The following is a 15,703-nucleotide window of genomic DNA, read 5'->3' on the forward strand; positions in this document are numbered from 1 at the left end:
CCGCAGCCCCTGCCAGAACCCACCCCAACCGCTGAACACCCACCGCATGGCGGACACCACCCCACCAGTGTGCTGACCGTGGTCCCCGACCGGGACCACGGCGAGGTGTTCCTGGATTTCGCGCTCCCACCGCGCGGGCGGCCTGACGCATCCCGGTTCCGGGCGCCCGGTCCGTTCACCCATCGCACCGTCCCCGCAAGGAGTTCCCCATGCGCGACCAGAACCCCGCCGTACCCGGAAACGACCCGCCGTACGCCAAGTGGGTCATGCTCGCGATCGTCTCCGCCGGCTTCGTCGCCATGACGGTCAACTGGTTCACGATCTCCACCGGCTTCGACGCGATCGGGGAGGAGTTCGGCAAGGCGATCCCGGACGTGGCGTTCCTCATCTCGATCTTCGTGGCGGCGTACGGGGTCCTGCACATCCCCGGCGGCATGCTCGCCACCAGGTGGGGGCTGCGCCGCACGCTCGCCCTCGGCCTCGCGATCGAGGCGGCGGGGTCGCTGCTGTCGGCCACCTCCACGTCGTTCGCGCAGCTGGTGGTGTGGCGCGCGGTGGCGGGGGCGGGCGCGTCGGTCTTCGCCGCGGTCGGGATCGCCGCGGTCAGCGTCTGGTTCCGCGACCACCGGCACGCGCTGGCGCTGGGCGTCTCGTCGGCGGCCTTCAGCGTCGGCACCGCCCTCGGCCTGTACACCTTCGCCGACATCACCGACGCCACCACCTGGCGGACGTCGACCGTCGTCGCCGGCGTCCTCTGCCTCGCGGTCGCCGCGCTCAGCGCGCTGTGCTTCCGCGTCCCGCGCGGCGCCGGGGCGCTCGCCGGGGCCCACCTCACCCGCGAGGGGCTGAGGCAGACGCTCTTCAACAAGCACATCTGGCTGTACGGGCTGGCGTTCTTCGGCGCCTACGGCTCCTACCTCGCCGCCTCGCAGCTGATCTCCGGCTACGGGGAGGACCGCGGCCTGCCGGGCGGCCAGGTCGGCGCGGCCGCGTTCCTCATCGGGATCGCGGGCGTGCCCGGCAGCATCGCCGCGGGATGGCTCGCCGACCGCTACCTGTCGCCGCGCACCCTGTTCGCCGCCGGGGCCGTCCTGGAGGCCGCCGCGCTGGCCTGCGTCCCGCTCACCGGCCCGCACACCTTCTGGATCCCGGCCTTCGGCATCGGGTTCATGTTCAACTTCGTCTTCGCGGTCTGGCAGACCGTCCCCGGCGGCATGCGCGGCATCGCCCCGGAGAACATCGGCACCGCCGTCGGGCTCATGCTCACGATCTCGGCGGTCGGCGGGTTCGTCCTGCCGTGGGCGTTCGGGCAGATCGTGGACGGGCCCGGGTACGGCGCGGCCTGGACGTTCCTCGCCGCGGTCAGCGCGATCACCGTCGGGGCGTGCCTGTTCAGCCGGTCCGGCGCCCGCTCGTCCGTCCCGTCCCCGGGCGCGCCGAGCACCCCGGGCGCCGCCGCCTCGAAGCGGGTGACCGGAGCCGCCGAAGCCTGACCGCGGACGGCATCGGCGGGCCGGCCCGGGTCAGCGGGCGAAGACGCCGATGCCGTTGGCGACGGCCCGCTCGGCGCCGTCCGAGGGGACGTTGCGGACGGTCGCGGACGGCTCGCCTGGCCCGCGGGCGACGAAGGCGGACGAGCCGCCGCCGTCCAGGTTGATGCCGTCGTCGGCGCCCGCCTCGTCCAGCAGCCCGGCGAGCTCGGCGACGGTCAGCCCGCCGCTGCGCGCCGACCTGCCGTCGGCGACCACCAGGTAGAGGTGGCGGCCGCCGCGGCCCACGCCGGCGGCGGTGCGCGGGGCGGGGCCCTTGGGGTCGAGCCCGGCCAGCGGCTCGCCGTCGCGCAGGATCGGGAAGCCGCCGATGGCGAAACGGAACCGCTCGGTCCCGGTGAGCCGGTAGCGGACGCGCACGCGGTCCCCCGGGCGCAGCCCGCGCAGGGTGCCGGCGGCCTTCCCGCGGCCGACCAGGACGGTGGTGTCGCCGGGGATGGCGCCGCCGCCCACCTCGTCCGCGACCTCGGTGACGACGCCGCGCCGGACCGTCACCTCGGCCGCGTCGGTGTCGCACGGGTCGTTGCGGCGGGTGTCGGTGCCGCAGACCGCGCGCAGCCGCGACACGGTGCCCCACTCGCCGGTGAAGGCCCCGGCGGTCCCGACCGGCAGCGCGTACTGGTTGAGGCCGCGCAGCGCCAGGCTGGTCCCGCCGGAGCGGATCGTCCCGGACAGGTGCAGGCGGGCGACGTGCCCGCGGCGGTCGGCGCCGACCCCGATGACGTCCTCGGCGGACGTGGTGGGCGGCAGCGCGGGGCCGAACCGCTGGCCGTCGGGCACGGCGGCCTTGAGGGCGCGCCCGCCGTCCACCTCCGGGCCGGACGAGGACCCGGTCGGGGTGACGCCCGGGTGGGTCTCGCTGATGTTGAAGAAGTCGCCGTTGATCCCGGCGAGGGCGCCCCGCGCATTGGCCATCCGCGACACGGTCTGGCGGGCGGCGATGGCGGGCGGATGCAGCAGCCCCACGCGGACGTGCGGGTCGCGCAGGTCCACGTCGAGCAGGTCGCCGACCACCCGGCCGCCGATCCCGGACGTCTCGTAGGTCTTGAACACCACGCCGGACGACAGCCGCGTCTCGGAGGTGTAGCGGAGCTCTCCGCGCCCACCCGGCCGGGTGGGCGCGGGAGACACCGATCGCGCGTCGGGCCGCTCGCCCGAGCCCGCGCCGTCGACGTCCGGGGGGCCGGGGCCGTCGGCCCTCGCGGGGACCGCGCCGCAGAGCGCGACCGTCGAACCCGCCGCCACCAGCGCGGCCGTCCATCCTCTCATCGCGAGCACCGCCTTCGTGAGCAGTTCCAGAGCCTGCTGATCATGTCGCGTCCGGGGTGACGGCGTGGCGGGTTCCGCGCGAACGGCCGAGGGCGATCAGGGCGCGATGGGGTGCGCGCCGCTCCCGGGGGCCGCCCGGCGCGGGGCCTCGCGCGCCTCGGCCGGGGCGGCCCGGCCGGCGGGCAGGCGGACGGTGAACGCCGCTCCCCCGCCCGGCCGCCCGTCCACGGTGATCGTGCCGCCGTGGCCGTCCACCACCTCGCGGACGAGGGCGAGGCCGAGGCCGAACCCCCGGCGGGACCCGCCCGCGAACCGGGTGAAGAGCCCCTCGGCGTCCCCCGGGTCGAGGCCCACGCCGTCGTCCCGGACGGTCAGCTCCACCACGCCGGACGGGCCGTCCGAAACGACCACCCAAATGTGGCTCTCGGTGTGCGCGAGGGCGTTGTCCAGCAGCGCCGAGAGCACCCGTCGGAGCGCGGACTCGGCGCCGAGGACGACATGGGCGGAGCCCTGCCGCAGCACCTCGATCCGCACGCCGCCCGCCTCGGCGCGGGCCGTCTCGGCGGCGGCGGCCTCCTCGGCCAGGGCGGCAAGGTCCACCGGGCCGAACAGCCCGCGCAGCTGCCGGAACTGGGCCGACAGCAGCAGGTCCTCGACGACCTCGCCGAGCTGCCGGGTGCCGGTGACCAGCTGGTCGAGGTCGCGCGCGGGGTCGGCGCCGTGCCGCAGCCGGCGGGCGGCGAGCTGGGCGCGGGTGTGCAGCCGGGTCAGCGGGGTGCGCAGCTCGTGGCTCACGTCGGCGGCGAACCGGCGCTGCCGGGCGAGCGCGTCGCCGAGCGGGGCGATGGCCCGGCGGGCGAGCACCTGGCCGACCAGCAGCGCGCAGAGCAGGCCGGCGACCTCGGCGGCGGCGAGGGTGCGCAGCAGCCGGTGCCGCTCCTCGGCCTGGTAGCGCAGGTCCATCGCCGCCTGGACGACCCGGTCCCCCCGCCGCTGGGTGCGGACGAGGTAGGCGTGCCCCCCGAGCTCGGCGCGGACGACCTTCGGCTCGCGGGAGGCGGCGCCCTCCGCCAGCGCCGCGCGCACCGGCAGGGCGGTCGGCGCGCCGGGAGAGCTCTGGACCATGTCGCCGCGCAGCTCGAACAGCCAGACGCAGGGCGGGGGGTGGGCGACGGACGCGCCGTGCGTCGCGGCGGCCAGCTCCCGCCGCGCGGCCCCCTCCTGGCTGCTGACGGTGACGCCGTACACCATCGCGCCGGTCAGCACGAGCAGCAGGGAGATCGCGCCCGCGATCTCGGCCGTGACCACGCGGCGGGTCCGGACCAGCAGGCGCCCGTCCGGGTCGGCGCGCCTCACAGCTCCCCCACGCGGTAGCCGACGCCGCGGACCGTCCGGACGACGCCCTGGCCCAGCTTGTTCCGCAGGTAGTAGACGTAGGTGTCGACGATCGACTCCGTCCGGGCTCCGTCGAAGACGCACTGCCGCAGCGAGGCGCGCGTGTGCACGTGCCGCGGGCGGGTCGCCAGCGCGCGCAGCAGCCGGCACTCCCGCCCCGACAGCGTCACCCGCTCGCCGTCCGGCAGCTGGACGATCCGGGCCTCGGGGTCGAACCAGCCCGCGCCGAGCGGCAGCATCCGCGCCTGGTCGAGGTGGCGGCGGTGCAGGGCCCGCACCCGCGCCAGCAGCTCGTCGATCTCGAACGGCTTGACGAGGTAGTCCTCGGCGCCCGCGTCCAGCCCGGCGACCCGGTCGGCGACGGCGCCGAAGGCGGTGAGCAGCAGGACCGGGGCGGTGACGGCCCGCCGGCGCAGCCGCAGGACCAGCTCGGCGCCGTCGCCGTCCGGCAGGCCGCGGTCGACGATCAGCGCGTCGTGGCCGCGGCCGAGGGCCAGGTGCAGGCCGCGCTGGCCGTCGAAGGCCAGGTCGACCGCGTAGCCCTGCTCGCCGAACAGACCGGCCAGCATCACCGCGAGCTCGCGGTCGTCCTCGACGATGAGCAGCCGGCGGGCGGGACGGTCGGCTGTGGTGGGGAGCACGGCCACGACGCTACAGTCGCACCGCCACCGACAAAGCTCCAGAGTTCGGGCAATTGCGGACAATCACCGGGGTCATTGAACCGCTCCCCCGGACGGTACGTGCGGCCCGGCGCCCCCGCCCACGACCTCCTCCCGCGGCACCGGTTCGGGCGCGACGGCCGCGCGCTCAAGCCGTTCGGGCAGGGCGAGCTTGTAGAGCGGCACGGCGGACGCCGTGGTGATCACGGCCACCAGGACGAGCATCGCGAACAGCTCCTGGGTGATCATGCCCTGCGCCAGCCCGATGTTGATGAAGATCAGGATCATCAGCCCCCGGGCGTTCATGAGCGCGCCCACCGCATAGGACTCGCGCCACCCGAACCCGAGCCCCCGCATCGCCAGCGCGCAGCCGAAGTACTTGCCGCAGAAGCCCGCCGCCATGATCAGGAGGAAGGCGAGCAGCATGGTGCCGCCGGTGATGCCGTCGAGGTGGGTGTTCAGGCCGGAGAAGGTGAAGAAGATGGGCAGCAGCAGCGTCGAGACGACGCTCATCATCCGCTCGTGCAGCGCCTTCCGGAACGCCGGGTCGCGCGGCATGGTCAGCCCCGCCACGAAGCCGCCGAAGACCGAGTAGATGCCGATCCAGTCCGTCAGCCAGCCCGCCGTGAGCGGGACGAGGACGATCACGTACATCGCCGTGGGGCCGATCTCCCCGGTCCGGGCGAAGTCCCGTCCCAGGGGGCGGAGCAGCCGGGCGACCACAACGATCATGACCACCGCGAACACCGCCGACAGGGCGATGGTGCGCATCGCGCCGCCCACGCCCGAGCCGAGGTGCAGCGCCGACAGGAGGGCGAGCAGGCACCACGCCAGGGCGTCGTCGACGGACGCCGCCATGAGGGAGAGCCGCCCGAGGGGGGAGTTCTCCAGGCCCCGCTCGTACAGGATCCTGGCCAGCATCGGGAACGCGGTCAGCGACAGGGCGCCGCCCACGAACAGGGCGAACTGCAGGCGGCTGACGTCGGGGCGCGAGAGCGTCCCCCACAGCACGGCACCGGCGAAGCAGCCCAGCAGCAGCGAGGGGATCACGCCCGACATCGCGAGCACCCCCGCCCGGGGCACCTCGCCCGGCGTCCGCGCGCTGTGGTCCAGCCCGGCGCCGACGAGGAACATGTAGAGCGTCAGCCCGATGGTGCTCATCACGTACAGGACGGGCCTGACCTCGGAGGGGAACACGTGCGCCTGCGCGTCCGGCAGCAGCTCGCCGAACAGCGTCGGGCCGAGCAGGACGCCGGCGACCATCTCGCCGAGGACGCGCGGCTGCATCACCATCAGCGCGACCCGCCCGCAGACCCAGGCGGCCAGCAGGATGACGACCAGGGCGGGCAGCACCTTCAGGGTCAGCTTGAGGTTCGGGTCAGTCGCCGCGGCCGCGACGTGGGCCAGGGTGGCCATGGTGCTCCTCCGCTCGTGATCGGACGAGGGGACGCGATGTCGCGGGGCCGTCCGCCCCCGCGGCTGCGAAGTACCGCTCGCACATGCGCCGCCGCCGCGCGTCCCAGACCATGTAGGTGCCGAGGACGAGCTGGACGAGGCTGCGCCACACGTCCTCCCAGCGGTCGCGGACCCGCATGAACAGCAGCACCGGGCGGTGCGCTCCCCCGCGCGGCAGGTCGCACGAGGTGTCGTGCGGGGCGTCGTGCGGGCCGTCGTGCGGGGCGTCGCGCGGGACGAGCAGGCACGGCCCCCGGTTGGGCAGGGACCGGGTGTGCGAGGCGGACGTGGCGAGGACGTGCCGGCGCACGACCTCCCGCGCGGCGGCCCGCATCGCGATCGGCGCCAGCCGCCAGGCCGGGCACGGCCGGTTGGCGGCGACGCCGAACGGGATGTGGTTCAGCTCCCGGACGGCCCGCCCGTCCCCCCGGCGGGCGGGATCGAAGCGGTCCGGGTCGAAGCGGCCGGGGTCGGCGAAGCCCGCGCGGTGGAACTCGGGGTAGTTGAAGCACAGCACCGAGCCCGCCGGGATCGTGGTGCCCGCGTCCAGCTCGATGTCGCCGGTGGTGACGCGGTGGGCGATGCCGAACAGCGGGTAGAGCCGCAGCGTCTCGGAGATCACCCGGTCGAGGTGGCGGTCGTCGCCGGTGAGCGCGGCCTGCTGCGCGTCCGGGTGCTGCGCCAGGACCATCAGCAGGTGGGCCATGGCCTCCGACATCTGGACGACCGCCGTGTTGAAGAAGGCGCCCTGGAGGTACAGCGCGCTCTCCTCGTCCGTCAGCCCGTCCGGGAGCGGCTGCCGGACGTCGGGCAGCCGTCCGGCGAGGTAGCGGGTGAGCCGGTGGCGGCGCTCCATGTGCCGCAGGCCGCTGCACTTGAGCGCGGTGACGACGTCGTTCGCGTTGCCCACGATCAGGTCGCGCGCGGCGCGCGGGCACGGCTCGCCGAACACGAGCTCGTAGGAGAACTCGGCCCAGACCGGCATCATCAGGTCCCGCAGCCGGACGAGCCGGGGCCCGCGCCGCTCCAGCTCGTCCAGCGCCCCGGCGGCGCAGCGGCGGGCGAGCTCCTCGGTCTCCGCGCGCGACACGGCGAGGAAGCCGCGCGTGGCGCGGGCGACCGCGTCGTAGCGCTCCCCCGCCTCCAAATGCTCCTGGTGGATCTCCGGGCCGGGGGCGAGCCAGTACCAGAACAGGTCGGACAGGACGGCGCCCTCGCTCCGCCCGTTCGCCGCCGGGTGGGAGTAGACCTCCCTGAACCGGTCGACGCCGATCAGGTCGCCGGGGACGGGGATGCCCTCGTCCCCGTTGATCCGGGCGAAGAGGCGGGCCCGCAGCGCCACGACCCGGCCGGGCAGCCACCAGGGCAGGCTCGCCGCCACCGCGCAGAGCGCCACCGCCACGGCCGCCGCGGTCAGCACGGCGCCCTCCCCACCAGGGCCGGCCCGAGGTCGTCGGCGGACGCGCAGCCGCACAGCGCGAGCGCCAGCTCGACCTCCGCGCGGAGCAGCTCCAGCACGCGGGCGGCCCCCCGCTCGCCGTCCGCCGCCAAGCCCCAGAGCACCGGGCGCCCGACCGCGACGGCGCGGGCGCCCAGCGCCATCGCCTTCACCGCGTCGGTGCCGCGCCGGACGCCGCCGTCCAGCAGCACCGGAACGTCCCCGGCGGCGGCCACGATCGCGGGCAGCGCGTCCACCGTGGCCGGGAGCGTGTCGAGCTGCCGCCCGCCGTGGTTGGAGACCAGCAGCGCCGCGACGCCGTGGTCGAGCGCGGGCGGCACGTCCAGCGGGTTCAGGACGCCCTTGAGGACGATCGGGAGCGTCGTGATCCCCCTGAGCCAGGCGATGTCCCGCCAGGAGATGTCCGGTGACATGACGAGGGGGCGCACGCGCCCGCCGTCGCGCAGGTTCTCGCAGCACAGGCCGTCCGGCAGGTCGTGGAAGCCGTGCTCCACCTCGCGCTCCCGCACGCCCCGGGCCGGGGAGTCCACCGTGACGACGAGCGCCTCGCACCCGGCCGCCTCCGCGCGCCGGACGACCCGCTCGGTGAAGGCCAGGTCCGGCTGCGGGTAGAGCTGGAACCACAGGGCGGCGCCGGGCGCGGCGGCCGCCACGGCCTCGATGCCGACCGTGGCGGCCATGCTCACGATCATGATCGTCCCGGTGGTGGCCGCCGCCCGCGCGGTCGCGCGCTCGCCCTCGGGGTCGGCCAGGCGGTGGAACGCGGTCGGGGCGATCAGGACGGGCATGGCGGCGCGGCTGCCGAGCAGGGTGACGTCCGTCCGGGGGACGCCCGCACCGCGCAGGACGCGCGGCAGCAGGGTGAGCCGCCCGAACGCGGCCTCGTTGGCCCGCAGCGTGACCTCGTCGCCCGCCCCGCCCGCGAAGTAGTCGTAGTGCGCCGGTTCGAGGCGCGCGCGGGCCGCCGCCTCGAACCCCCGCAGGGTGGACGGCGGCCGCGTGCCCGTCGTCGCGGTCATGGCCGCTACACCCCGGCCGGGACGGCGTGGCGGGCGAGGAACGCCCGGAGCGGCTCGACGTGGACCTCCTCGGACGTCCACTCGTTCTCAAGGTTCTCGGTGATGTGGTGGACGGCCGGGGGCGCGCCGGGCCGGTGGTAACGGACCACCGGATGCAGGTAGTGGCCCTCGTCCGCGCGCTCGGCGTCGCTCTGCGCGATGCGGCCGACCGTGACGTCGAAGGGGTCGGTCTTGTCGTGGTCGGGCCCGTACTCCAGCGTGATCCTGAAATGCCCGCCGGCGCTCGGGCCGAGCGGCGGCTCGTCCAGGTCGGCCGGCAGTTCCTCCAGGTAGCGCGCTCCGCCCCGGCCGTCCAGGACGATGGCGTCGGCGAGCACGCCGAACTGCTGCCACAGCGCGGACGTCCGGTTGACCCGCTCGATGACCGCCGAGGCGAGCGCCCCGGGATCGGCCGGGAGGTCGCGGCCGGGCCAGGCGGCGCCGTGGTACCTGGTCTCCAGGATGTTGTGCAGCGCCCGGACCCCGTACCGGAAGCCGTGGATGAACCCGCTCGTCCCGCGCTTGAAGTCGCGGGACTGCGTCAGCGTCCCGGCGAAGAACAGGCCGGGGACGTTGACCGACTCGAAGGCCGGGGTGAGCGCCGGGAAGCGGTCGCCGATCGTCAGCTCCGGCCGGCACCGCTCATCTGCGAAGGCGGAGGCGTCGAAGCGGAACCCGGTGCAGACGATGACCCGGTCGTAGGGGATGTCCTTGGTGACCTCGTTCGCGCGGACGAAGGCGACCGTCACCCGGTACCCGCCGCCGGGCTCCCGCTCGATCCGCCTGACCTCCCCGTCCAGCACCGCGTTCTGGGACTTGAGCTGGTAGGTGTCGAGGAAGTTGTTGTTGACCGCGCGCAGGTGCCCGACGAAGTGGGTGCGCCAGGCCATCCGGACCGAGCGCGGCCCGGCGACGTGGACGACCGCGGCCGTCTCGACGAGGTTGTCCGCCGTCTCGAAGGCCGAGTTGCCCTTGCCGATGATCAGCACCCGCTGGTTCAGGTAGTCGGCCGGATCGGTGGAGGCGGTGCTGTAGGGGTCGGCCGTCTCGATCCCCGGGATCGGCGGCATGTTGGCCCGCATGCCGACCCCGGTCGCGACGACGAGCCGGTCCGCTTCGTGGACCCGGCCGTGCTCGTCGGTCACCAGGAACGGGCCCTCGCCGGAGGCGCCCGTCCGGTCCCGGTCGCTCCGGCCGTCGGCGGCGGAGGCCGCGGCGCGGGTGACGTGGACCGCGCGGGTCCCGTAGGCGATCTTGAGGTCGGTGGCGGCGGCGAAGTCGGCGAGGTAGCGGACCATGTCGTCGGCGGACGGGAAGTAGCGGTCGCTGTAGCGGGTGAAGAGCAGGGACGGGTCGTCCGACAGCAGCGAGTTCCAGTCCATCCGGAGGTTGAGCTCCGGGTCGGCCGTCCCGGTGTGCTTCTTGTTGATCGAGATCAGCTGCCGGTGGCGGGGGAAGGTCCGGAAGAACGTGCCGGGAGCGGGCCCCGCCTCCAGGATCAGATACCTCCGTCCCGTCCTCTCCAGGAAGTGGCCCAGTTGCAGGCCCGCCGGGCCTGCGCCGATCACCAGGTAGTCCAGGGCGTTGTCCGGCACGGCACCCCTCCGTACGGCTAAGTGATTGAACGGACAACATCAAGGCTGGCGGAGGAATCTCAGAGAATGATCAGAACGGGACCGGAGCGGATCAGAGCAGGCGCAGGAGCGCGCGCTTGTCGGGCTTCCCGCCCGCCGCCACCGGGACGCCGGGCACCACCGTGAACGTGCTCGGGACGCTGTCGTCGCCCAGTTCGGCGCGGACCAGCGCGGCCAGCGCCCCCCGGTCCGGGACGGCTCCGGCCGCCGGGACGACGAACGCGTGGACGGCCTCGCCCGTCGCCTCGTCCGGCGCCCCGGCCACGTACGCCTCGGCGACGCCCGGGTGGGCGGCGAGCACCCGCTCGATCGGCCCGGCGTACACCACCATCGCGTTCACCATGATCACGTCGCGGGTGCGGCCGGTGAGGTGCAGCAGGCCGTCCGCGTCGAGGCGGCCGAGGTCGCGGGTGCGCAGCCGGCCGTCGCGGAGGGTGTCGCGCGTCTCCTCCGGCATCCCCCAGTAGCCCGACATCAGCGACGGGGCGCGCACGTGGATCTCGCCCGTGCCGCCCGGGGCGACCTCGCGGTCCCGCTCGTCCCGGACGGTGATCTCGATGCCGGGGTGCGGGCGGCCGACCGAGGCGAGGACGCGGGGCGAGCCGCCCGCGATGTCGTCGGGCGTGAGCATCGAGATCGACCCGGCCTCGGTCTGCCCGTACCCCTGGTAGACGACGGGGCCGAGCCGGTCCGCGGCCTCCGCGAGCCGGGTGGGGCCGATGGGCGAACCGGAGACCATCAGCGCGCGCAGCCGGCCGACGCCGTCCTGCGCCCGGGACGGCTCGTCCCGGAGCAGGTCGAGCATCCGGCACAGCTTCGGGACGGTCACGATCGAGCCGGTGATCCCGTACCGCTCGATCGCGTGCGGGAACAGGGGCCGCCCGTCGTCCTCGGGGATCACGGCGGTGCCGCCGCCGAGCAGGCACAGCCCCAGGAACTCGAAGACGACCATGCTGGCCAGGGTGCCGAACAGCAGGTAGCGCTCGAAGCGGGCGGCCATCTCGGCCGCGACCGGGGACCAGGCGCGCGGCTGCCACGCCCAGTGCTCGCTCAGCGCCCGGTAGGTGATCGCGCAGCCCTTGGGCCGTCCCGTGCTGCCGCTGGTGAACATCAGGGCGGCGACGGCGTCCGGCTGGGCGGCGACGTCGAGCGACCCCCCGTCGCCGGGGCGGGTCAGCAGGTCGTCGGCGCCGGGGCACGGCCCCAGCGACAGCAGCGGCACCGGCCGTCCGGAGGCCCGCGACAGCTCCGGGGCCGCGGTCGACGGGTCGACCAGGACGGCGTCCACGTCCATGCTGAGGACATGAGCGAGCTGCCCGGCGGTGTACCCGGGCCGGACCCCCACGACGCGGCAGCCGAGCGTGTGCGCGGCGATATGGGCGGCGAACGCCTCCGGCGAGACGGCGGTGCGGATCGCGACGGCCCGGCCCGGGCCGAGCCCGGCCGCGCGCATCGCGCCCGCGAGACGGCGGACGAGCTCCAGCAGCTCGCCGCGCGAGACCGTCCGGGACCCCTGCTCGAAGGCGGGGCTCCCCGGCGCCTCCCGCAGCGCGCCGAGCAGGGCCTGCGGGAAGGGCGGCCCGATTGTGTCGCGCAACGTTCGACTCCTCTGCGTCGCCGGAGAGCCGGTCGCGTGGCGCGGAGTCGTCGCGCGACCGGCTCGTCGTCCACCGCGACCTTAGGCGGCGCAGATCAGAACGAGATCAGAACGAGATCAGAGCGGTGCCGGGGCCGCATCCGGGACCACGGGGAAGGAGCACGGCATGAAGGTGATCGGAGCCGGATTCGGCCGGACGGGGACGGCGTCGCTGAGGGAGGCCCTGGACATGCTCGGCCTCGGCCCGTGCTACCACATGCGGACCGTTATCGCGGAGCCCTTCCGGGTCCGGCAGTGGAGGGACATCGGGCAGGGCCTTGACGCCGACTGGGACGCGGTGTTCGCCGGGTTCCCCTCGGCGGTGGACTGGCCTGCCGCCGCCTACTGGCGGGAGCTGGCCGACCGCTACCCCGCCGCGAAGGTGGTCCTCACCGTCCGCGACCCGGAGCGGTGGTACGACAGCGTCACCTCGACCATCTTCGCGAGCGCGATGGCCGAACGGGGGCCGCTGCCGGCGCGCCGCCGCGTCATCCGGTGGCTCGTCGCGCGCCGCGTCCCCGACTTCGCCCTCTTCCCGCAGATGATGAGGGCGACCGTCGTGGACCGCCTCTTCGACGGCCGCATCGACGACCGCGCGCACGCCCTCAAGGTGTTCGAGCGGCATGTCGCCGAGGTGAAGGCGGTGGTCCCGCCCGAACGGCTGCTGGTGTTCGACGTGCGGGAGGGCTGGGAGCCGCTGTGCGCGTTCCTCGGAGTCCCCGTCCCGGACGAGCCCTTCCCGAGGGTCAACGAGCGCGAGGCGTTCCAGCGCAAGCGCCCCGGCCGGCTCCTGCGGCTGATCGTCCTCGGCCGCTGAGCCGCCCTCCCCCGCCCGCGCCGCCCGCTAATGGGCGGCGGCGTCCCAGTCGGGGCCGGAGCCGATCGCGGCCTCCAGGCCAACGCTGAGCGGGTACGCCGTCGTCATCCGCTCGCGGACCAGCTCGGCCACCCGGTCCCGCTCGCCCGGCGCGACCTCCAGGACGATCTCGTCGTGCACCTGGAGGAGCAGGCGGCTGCGGAGCCCGCCGGCGGCGAGCGCCTCGTCCACCCGCAGCATCGCGATCTTGACGATGTCGGCGGCCGAGCCCTGGACGGGGGCGTTCAGCGCCATCCGCTCGGCGGTCTCGCGGCGCTGCCTGTTGTCGCTGGACAGGTGGGGCAGGTAGCGGCGGCGGCCGAGGAGCGTGCGGGTGTAGCCGGTCGCCCGGGCCTCGGCCACGACGTGGTCGAGGTAGTCGCGGACGCCGCCGAGGCGCTCGAAGTAGGCGTCCATCAGCGGGCGCGCCTCCGCCACGGCGATGCCGAGCTGCTTGGCCAGGCCGAACGCCGACAGGCCGTAGGCCAGGCCGTACGACATCGCCTTGATCTTGCGGCGCCGGTCGGGGGTGACCGCGTCCGGTGCGACGCCGAAGACGCGCGCGGCCATCGTGGTGTGCAGGTCCTCCCCGGACGCGAACGCCGCCAGCAGCGTCGGGTCCTGGGACAGGTGCGCCATGACCCGCAGTTCGAGCTGGCCGTAGTCGGCGGTCATCAGCGACGCGAAGCCGGCGCCCGGCACGAACGCCCGCCTGATCCGCCGACCCTCCGCCGTGCGGATCGGGATGACCTGGAGGTTCGGCTCGGTGGAGGTGAGCCGGCCGGTCGCGGCGACGGTCTGCTGGAAGGCGGTGTGGACGCGGCCGTCCGCGCCGATCTCCCGGATGAGGCCGGCCACCGTGGTGCGGAGCCGGGCCAGGTCGCGGTGGCGCAGCAGCACTTGCGGGAGCCCGTTGCCGGTCTTGGTGGCCAGCCAGGTCAGCGCGTCCAGGTCGGTGGAGTACCCGGACTTGATCTTCTTCGTCCTCGGCAGCCCCAGCTCGCCGAACAGGACCTCCTGGAGCTGCTTGGTCGAGCCGGGGTTGAACCGGCGCCCGGCGATGCCGGCGGCCTGGTCGGCGGCGCGCTCCATCCCGGCGGCGAACTCCTCCTCCAGCTCGCGCAGCAGCGCCTCGTCCACGTGGATCCCGGCGCGCTCGGCGCGGGCCAGCAGCGCCGACAGCGGCAGTTCCACCTCGGCCAGCACCGCGTCCATGCCCGTGTCGGCCAGCTCGGCGCCGAACCTGCCGGCCAGGTCGAGGACGGCCCCGGCGCGCAGCATCGTCCCGGCGGCGCCGTCGGCGGCCGGGCGGCGGCCGAGGTGGCGGGCCGCCAGGTCGGCGATCCCGTAGGCGGCCAGGCCGGGGAGCAGGAGGTAGGCGGCCATCGCCGTGTCCGCGGCGACGCCCCCGAGGCGCCAGCCGTGCTCGGGCAGAACGCGCAGCAGCGCCTTCGCGTCGTGCAGCGCCTTCGGGCGGCCCGGGTCGGCCAGCCAGGCCGCGAAGGCCCGCTCGTCGCCCCCGGTCAGCGCGGACGGCTCGAACGACGCGGCGCGGCCGTCCGGGGCGGCGAGCGCGATCCGGTCGATCCGGCCCGTCCCGCGCTCCCAGGTCCAGTCGGCGGCCAGCCCGACGAGGCCGGTCGCACTCGCGGCGAGCCAGCCGGCCAGCTCGTCCGGGGCCGGCTCGCGGCCCTTCAGCCGCGCGGGGGCGTCCGCGTCCGGGGGCCGCCCGCCGCCCGGGTCGGCGGCGAAGAGCCGCTGCCGGAGGCTGGCGTTGCGGAACTCCAGCTCGTCCAGCAGCGCGGTGAAGGCGGCCAGGTCGTAGGGGCGGCGCCGCAGGTCGCCCAGCGTGACCGGGAGCTCCAGGTCGCGGACGAGCTCGGTCAGCCGCCGGTTCAGCGTCACCGTGTCCAGCGCGGCGCGCAGCCGCTCGCCCGCCTTGCCCTTCACCTCCCCGGCCCGCTCCACCAGCGCGGCCAGCGAGCCGAACTCGCGCACCCACTTCGCGGCCGTCTTCTCCCCGATGCCCGGGATGCCCGGCAGGTTGTCGGACGGGTCGCCGCGCAGCGCCGCGAAGTCCGGGTACTGGCGCGGGGTCAGGCCGTACTTCTCCTGGACGAGCGCGGGCGTGTAGCGGATCATCTCCGAGGCCGTCCGGTAGAAGTACAGGACGGTGACGTTCTCGCCGACGAGCTGGAGCGCGTCCCGGTCGCCCGTGATGATCAGCACCTGGAAGCCGTCGCCCTCCGCCTGCGTGGCGAGGGTCGCGATGACGTCGTCGGCCTCGTACCCGGGCACCCGGACCGCCGGCACGCTCATCGCCGCGAGCAGCTCGTCCAGGATCGCGAGCTGGCTCCCGAACTCCGCCGGCGACCGCGCGCGGCCCGCCTTGTACTCGGGGAACGCCTCGGTGCGGAACGTCCGCCGCGACACGTCGAAGGCGACGGCGACGTGCGTGGGCCGCTCGTCGCGCAGCGCGTTGGCCAGCATGCCGGCGAATCCGTACAGCACGTTGGTGGGCTGGCCGCCCGTGGTGCTGAAGTTCTCGACCGGCAGCGCGTAGAACGCCCGGTAGGCCAGCGAGTGGCCGTCCAGGAGCAGCAGCCGGGGCCGGTCGGTCATGGGTCCCATCCTGCCATCCGGCGGCTTTCGGACGGACCGCGAAGGGGCCGTCAACACGTACAAATCAGAGCAGACCCGGACGATCGCTACGCTTGCGGTTCACCTGACCT

Annotated in this window: 12 protein-coding genes; 2 read left to right on the forward strand and 10 right to left on the reverse strand. The window is 74.9% G+C overall.

Features of this window, described 5'->3' with window-relative positions; translation table 11 throughout:
* The coding region (locus E1298_RS49385) for a hypothetical protein (protein WP_207944536.1) at positions 1 to 183 on the reverse strand (183 nt) is incomplete at its 3' end.
* Between the two features lie 26 nt (positions 184 to 209).
* Between E1298_RS49385 and E1298_RS09935 the strand changes: the two genes are divergently transcribed.
* Positions 210 to 1,493, forward strand: coding sequence for an MFS transporter (locus E1298_RS09935; RefSeq protein WP_131891520.1), 1,284 nt, complete (start codon positions 210 to 212; stop codon positions 1,491 to 1,493).
* A 30-nt stretch (positions 1,494 to 1,523) separates the two neighbouring features.
* On the opposite strand, the gene E1298_RS09940 is transcribed toward E1298_RS09935, so the two are convergent.
* From E1298_RS09940 to E1298_RS09975, 8 genes are all read right to left on the reverse strand, one after another.
* The gene (locus E1298_RS09940; RefSeq protein ID WP_131891523.1) at positions 1,524 to 2,819 is read right to left on the reverse strand and encodes a phosphodiester glycosidase family protein; all 1,296 of its coding nucleotides are present in this window, start codon (positions 2,817 to 2,819) and stop codon (positions 1,524 to 1,526) included.
* Positions 2,820 to 2,915: 96 nt separating this feature from the next.
* Entirely contained in the window at positions 2,916 to 4,175 is a 1,260-nt protein-coding gene (locus E1298_RS09945; protein ID WP_207944537.1) for a sensor histidine kinase, read from the reverse strand.
* Positions 4,172 to 4,855, reverse strand: coding sequence for a response regulator transcription factor (locus E1298_RS09950; RefSeq protein ID WP_207944538.1), 684 nt, complete (start codon positions 4,853 to 4,855; stop codon positions 4,172 to 4,174). The genes E1298_RS09945 and E1298_RS09950 overlap by 4 nt, the downstream gene beginning before the upstream one ends.
* A 72-nt stretch (positions 4,856 to 4,927) precedes the next feature.
* Complete coding sequence (locus tag E1298_RS09955; protein ID WP_131891526.1) at positions 4,928 to 6,289, reverse strand: cation:proton antiporter; 1,362 nt, start codon at positions 6,287 to 6,289, stop codon at positions 4,928 to 4,930.
* Positions 6,252 to 7,748, reverse strand: coding sequence for a cytochrome P450 (locus tag E1298_RS09960; protein ID WP_207944539.1), 1,497 nt, complete (start codon positions 7,746 to 7,748; stop codon positions 6,252 to 6,254). The genes E1298_RS09955 and E1298_RS09960 overlap by 38 nt, the downstream gene beginning before the upstream one ends.
* A complete protein-coding gene (locus E1298_RS09965) occupies positions 7,742 to 8,806 on the reverse strand; it encodes an alpha-hydroxy acid oxidase (protein ID WP_131891529.1) in 1,065 nt (354 codons plus the stop codon). The genes E1298_RS09960 and E1298_RS09965 overlap by 7 nt, the downstream gene beginning before the upstream one ends.
* A gap of 5 nt (positions 8,807 to 8,811) precedes the next feature.
* On the reverse strand, positions 8,812 to 10,440 hold the full coding sequence (locus E1298_RS09970) for an NAD(P)-binding domain-containing protein (RefSeq protein WP_207944540.1): 1,629 nt from the start codon (positions 10,438 to 10,440) through the stop codon (positions 8,812 to 8,814).
* A 91-nt stretch (positions 10,441 to 10,531) separates the two neighbouring features.
* Positions 10,532 to 12,076 carry a class I adenylate-forming enzyme family protein gene (locus E1298_RS09975; RefSeq protein ID WP_243725493.1) on the reverse strand — a complete coding sequence of 515 codons (1,545 nt, stop codon included), beginning with the start codon at positions 12,074 to 12,076 and terminating at the stop codon, positions 10,532 to 10,534.
* 166 nt (positions 12,077 to 12,242) lie between these two features.
* Here E1298_RS09975 and E1298_RS09980 point away from each other — a divergent pair, with 166 nt between their 5' ends.
* Entirely contained in the window at positions 12,243 to 12,932 is a 690-nt protein-coding gene (locus tag E1298_RS09980; protein WP_131891532.1) for a sulfotransferase family protein, read from the forward strand.
* 27 nt (positions 12,933 to 12,959) lie between these two features.
* Here the strand turns inward: E1298_RS09980 and polA are convergent, their stop codons facing one another.
* Positions 12,960 to 15,593: a DNA polymerase I gene (gene polA, locus E1298_RS09985; RefSeq protein ID WP_207944541.1), complete on the reverse strand. Its 2,634-nt coding sequence runs from the start codon at positions 15,591 to 15,593 to the stop codon at positions 12,960 to 12,962.
* Positions 15,594 to 15,703: the final 110 nt, after the last annotated feature.

Origin of the sequence: Actinomadura rubrisoli, assembly GCF_004349215.1 — a bacterium.
GTDB lineage: Bacteria > Actinomycetota > Actinomycetes > Streptosporangiales > Streptosporangiaceae > Spirillospora > Spirillospora rubrisoli.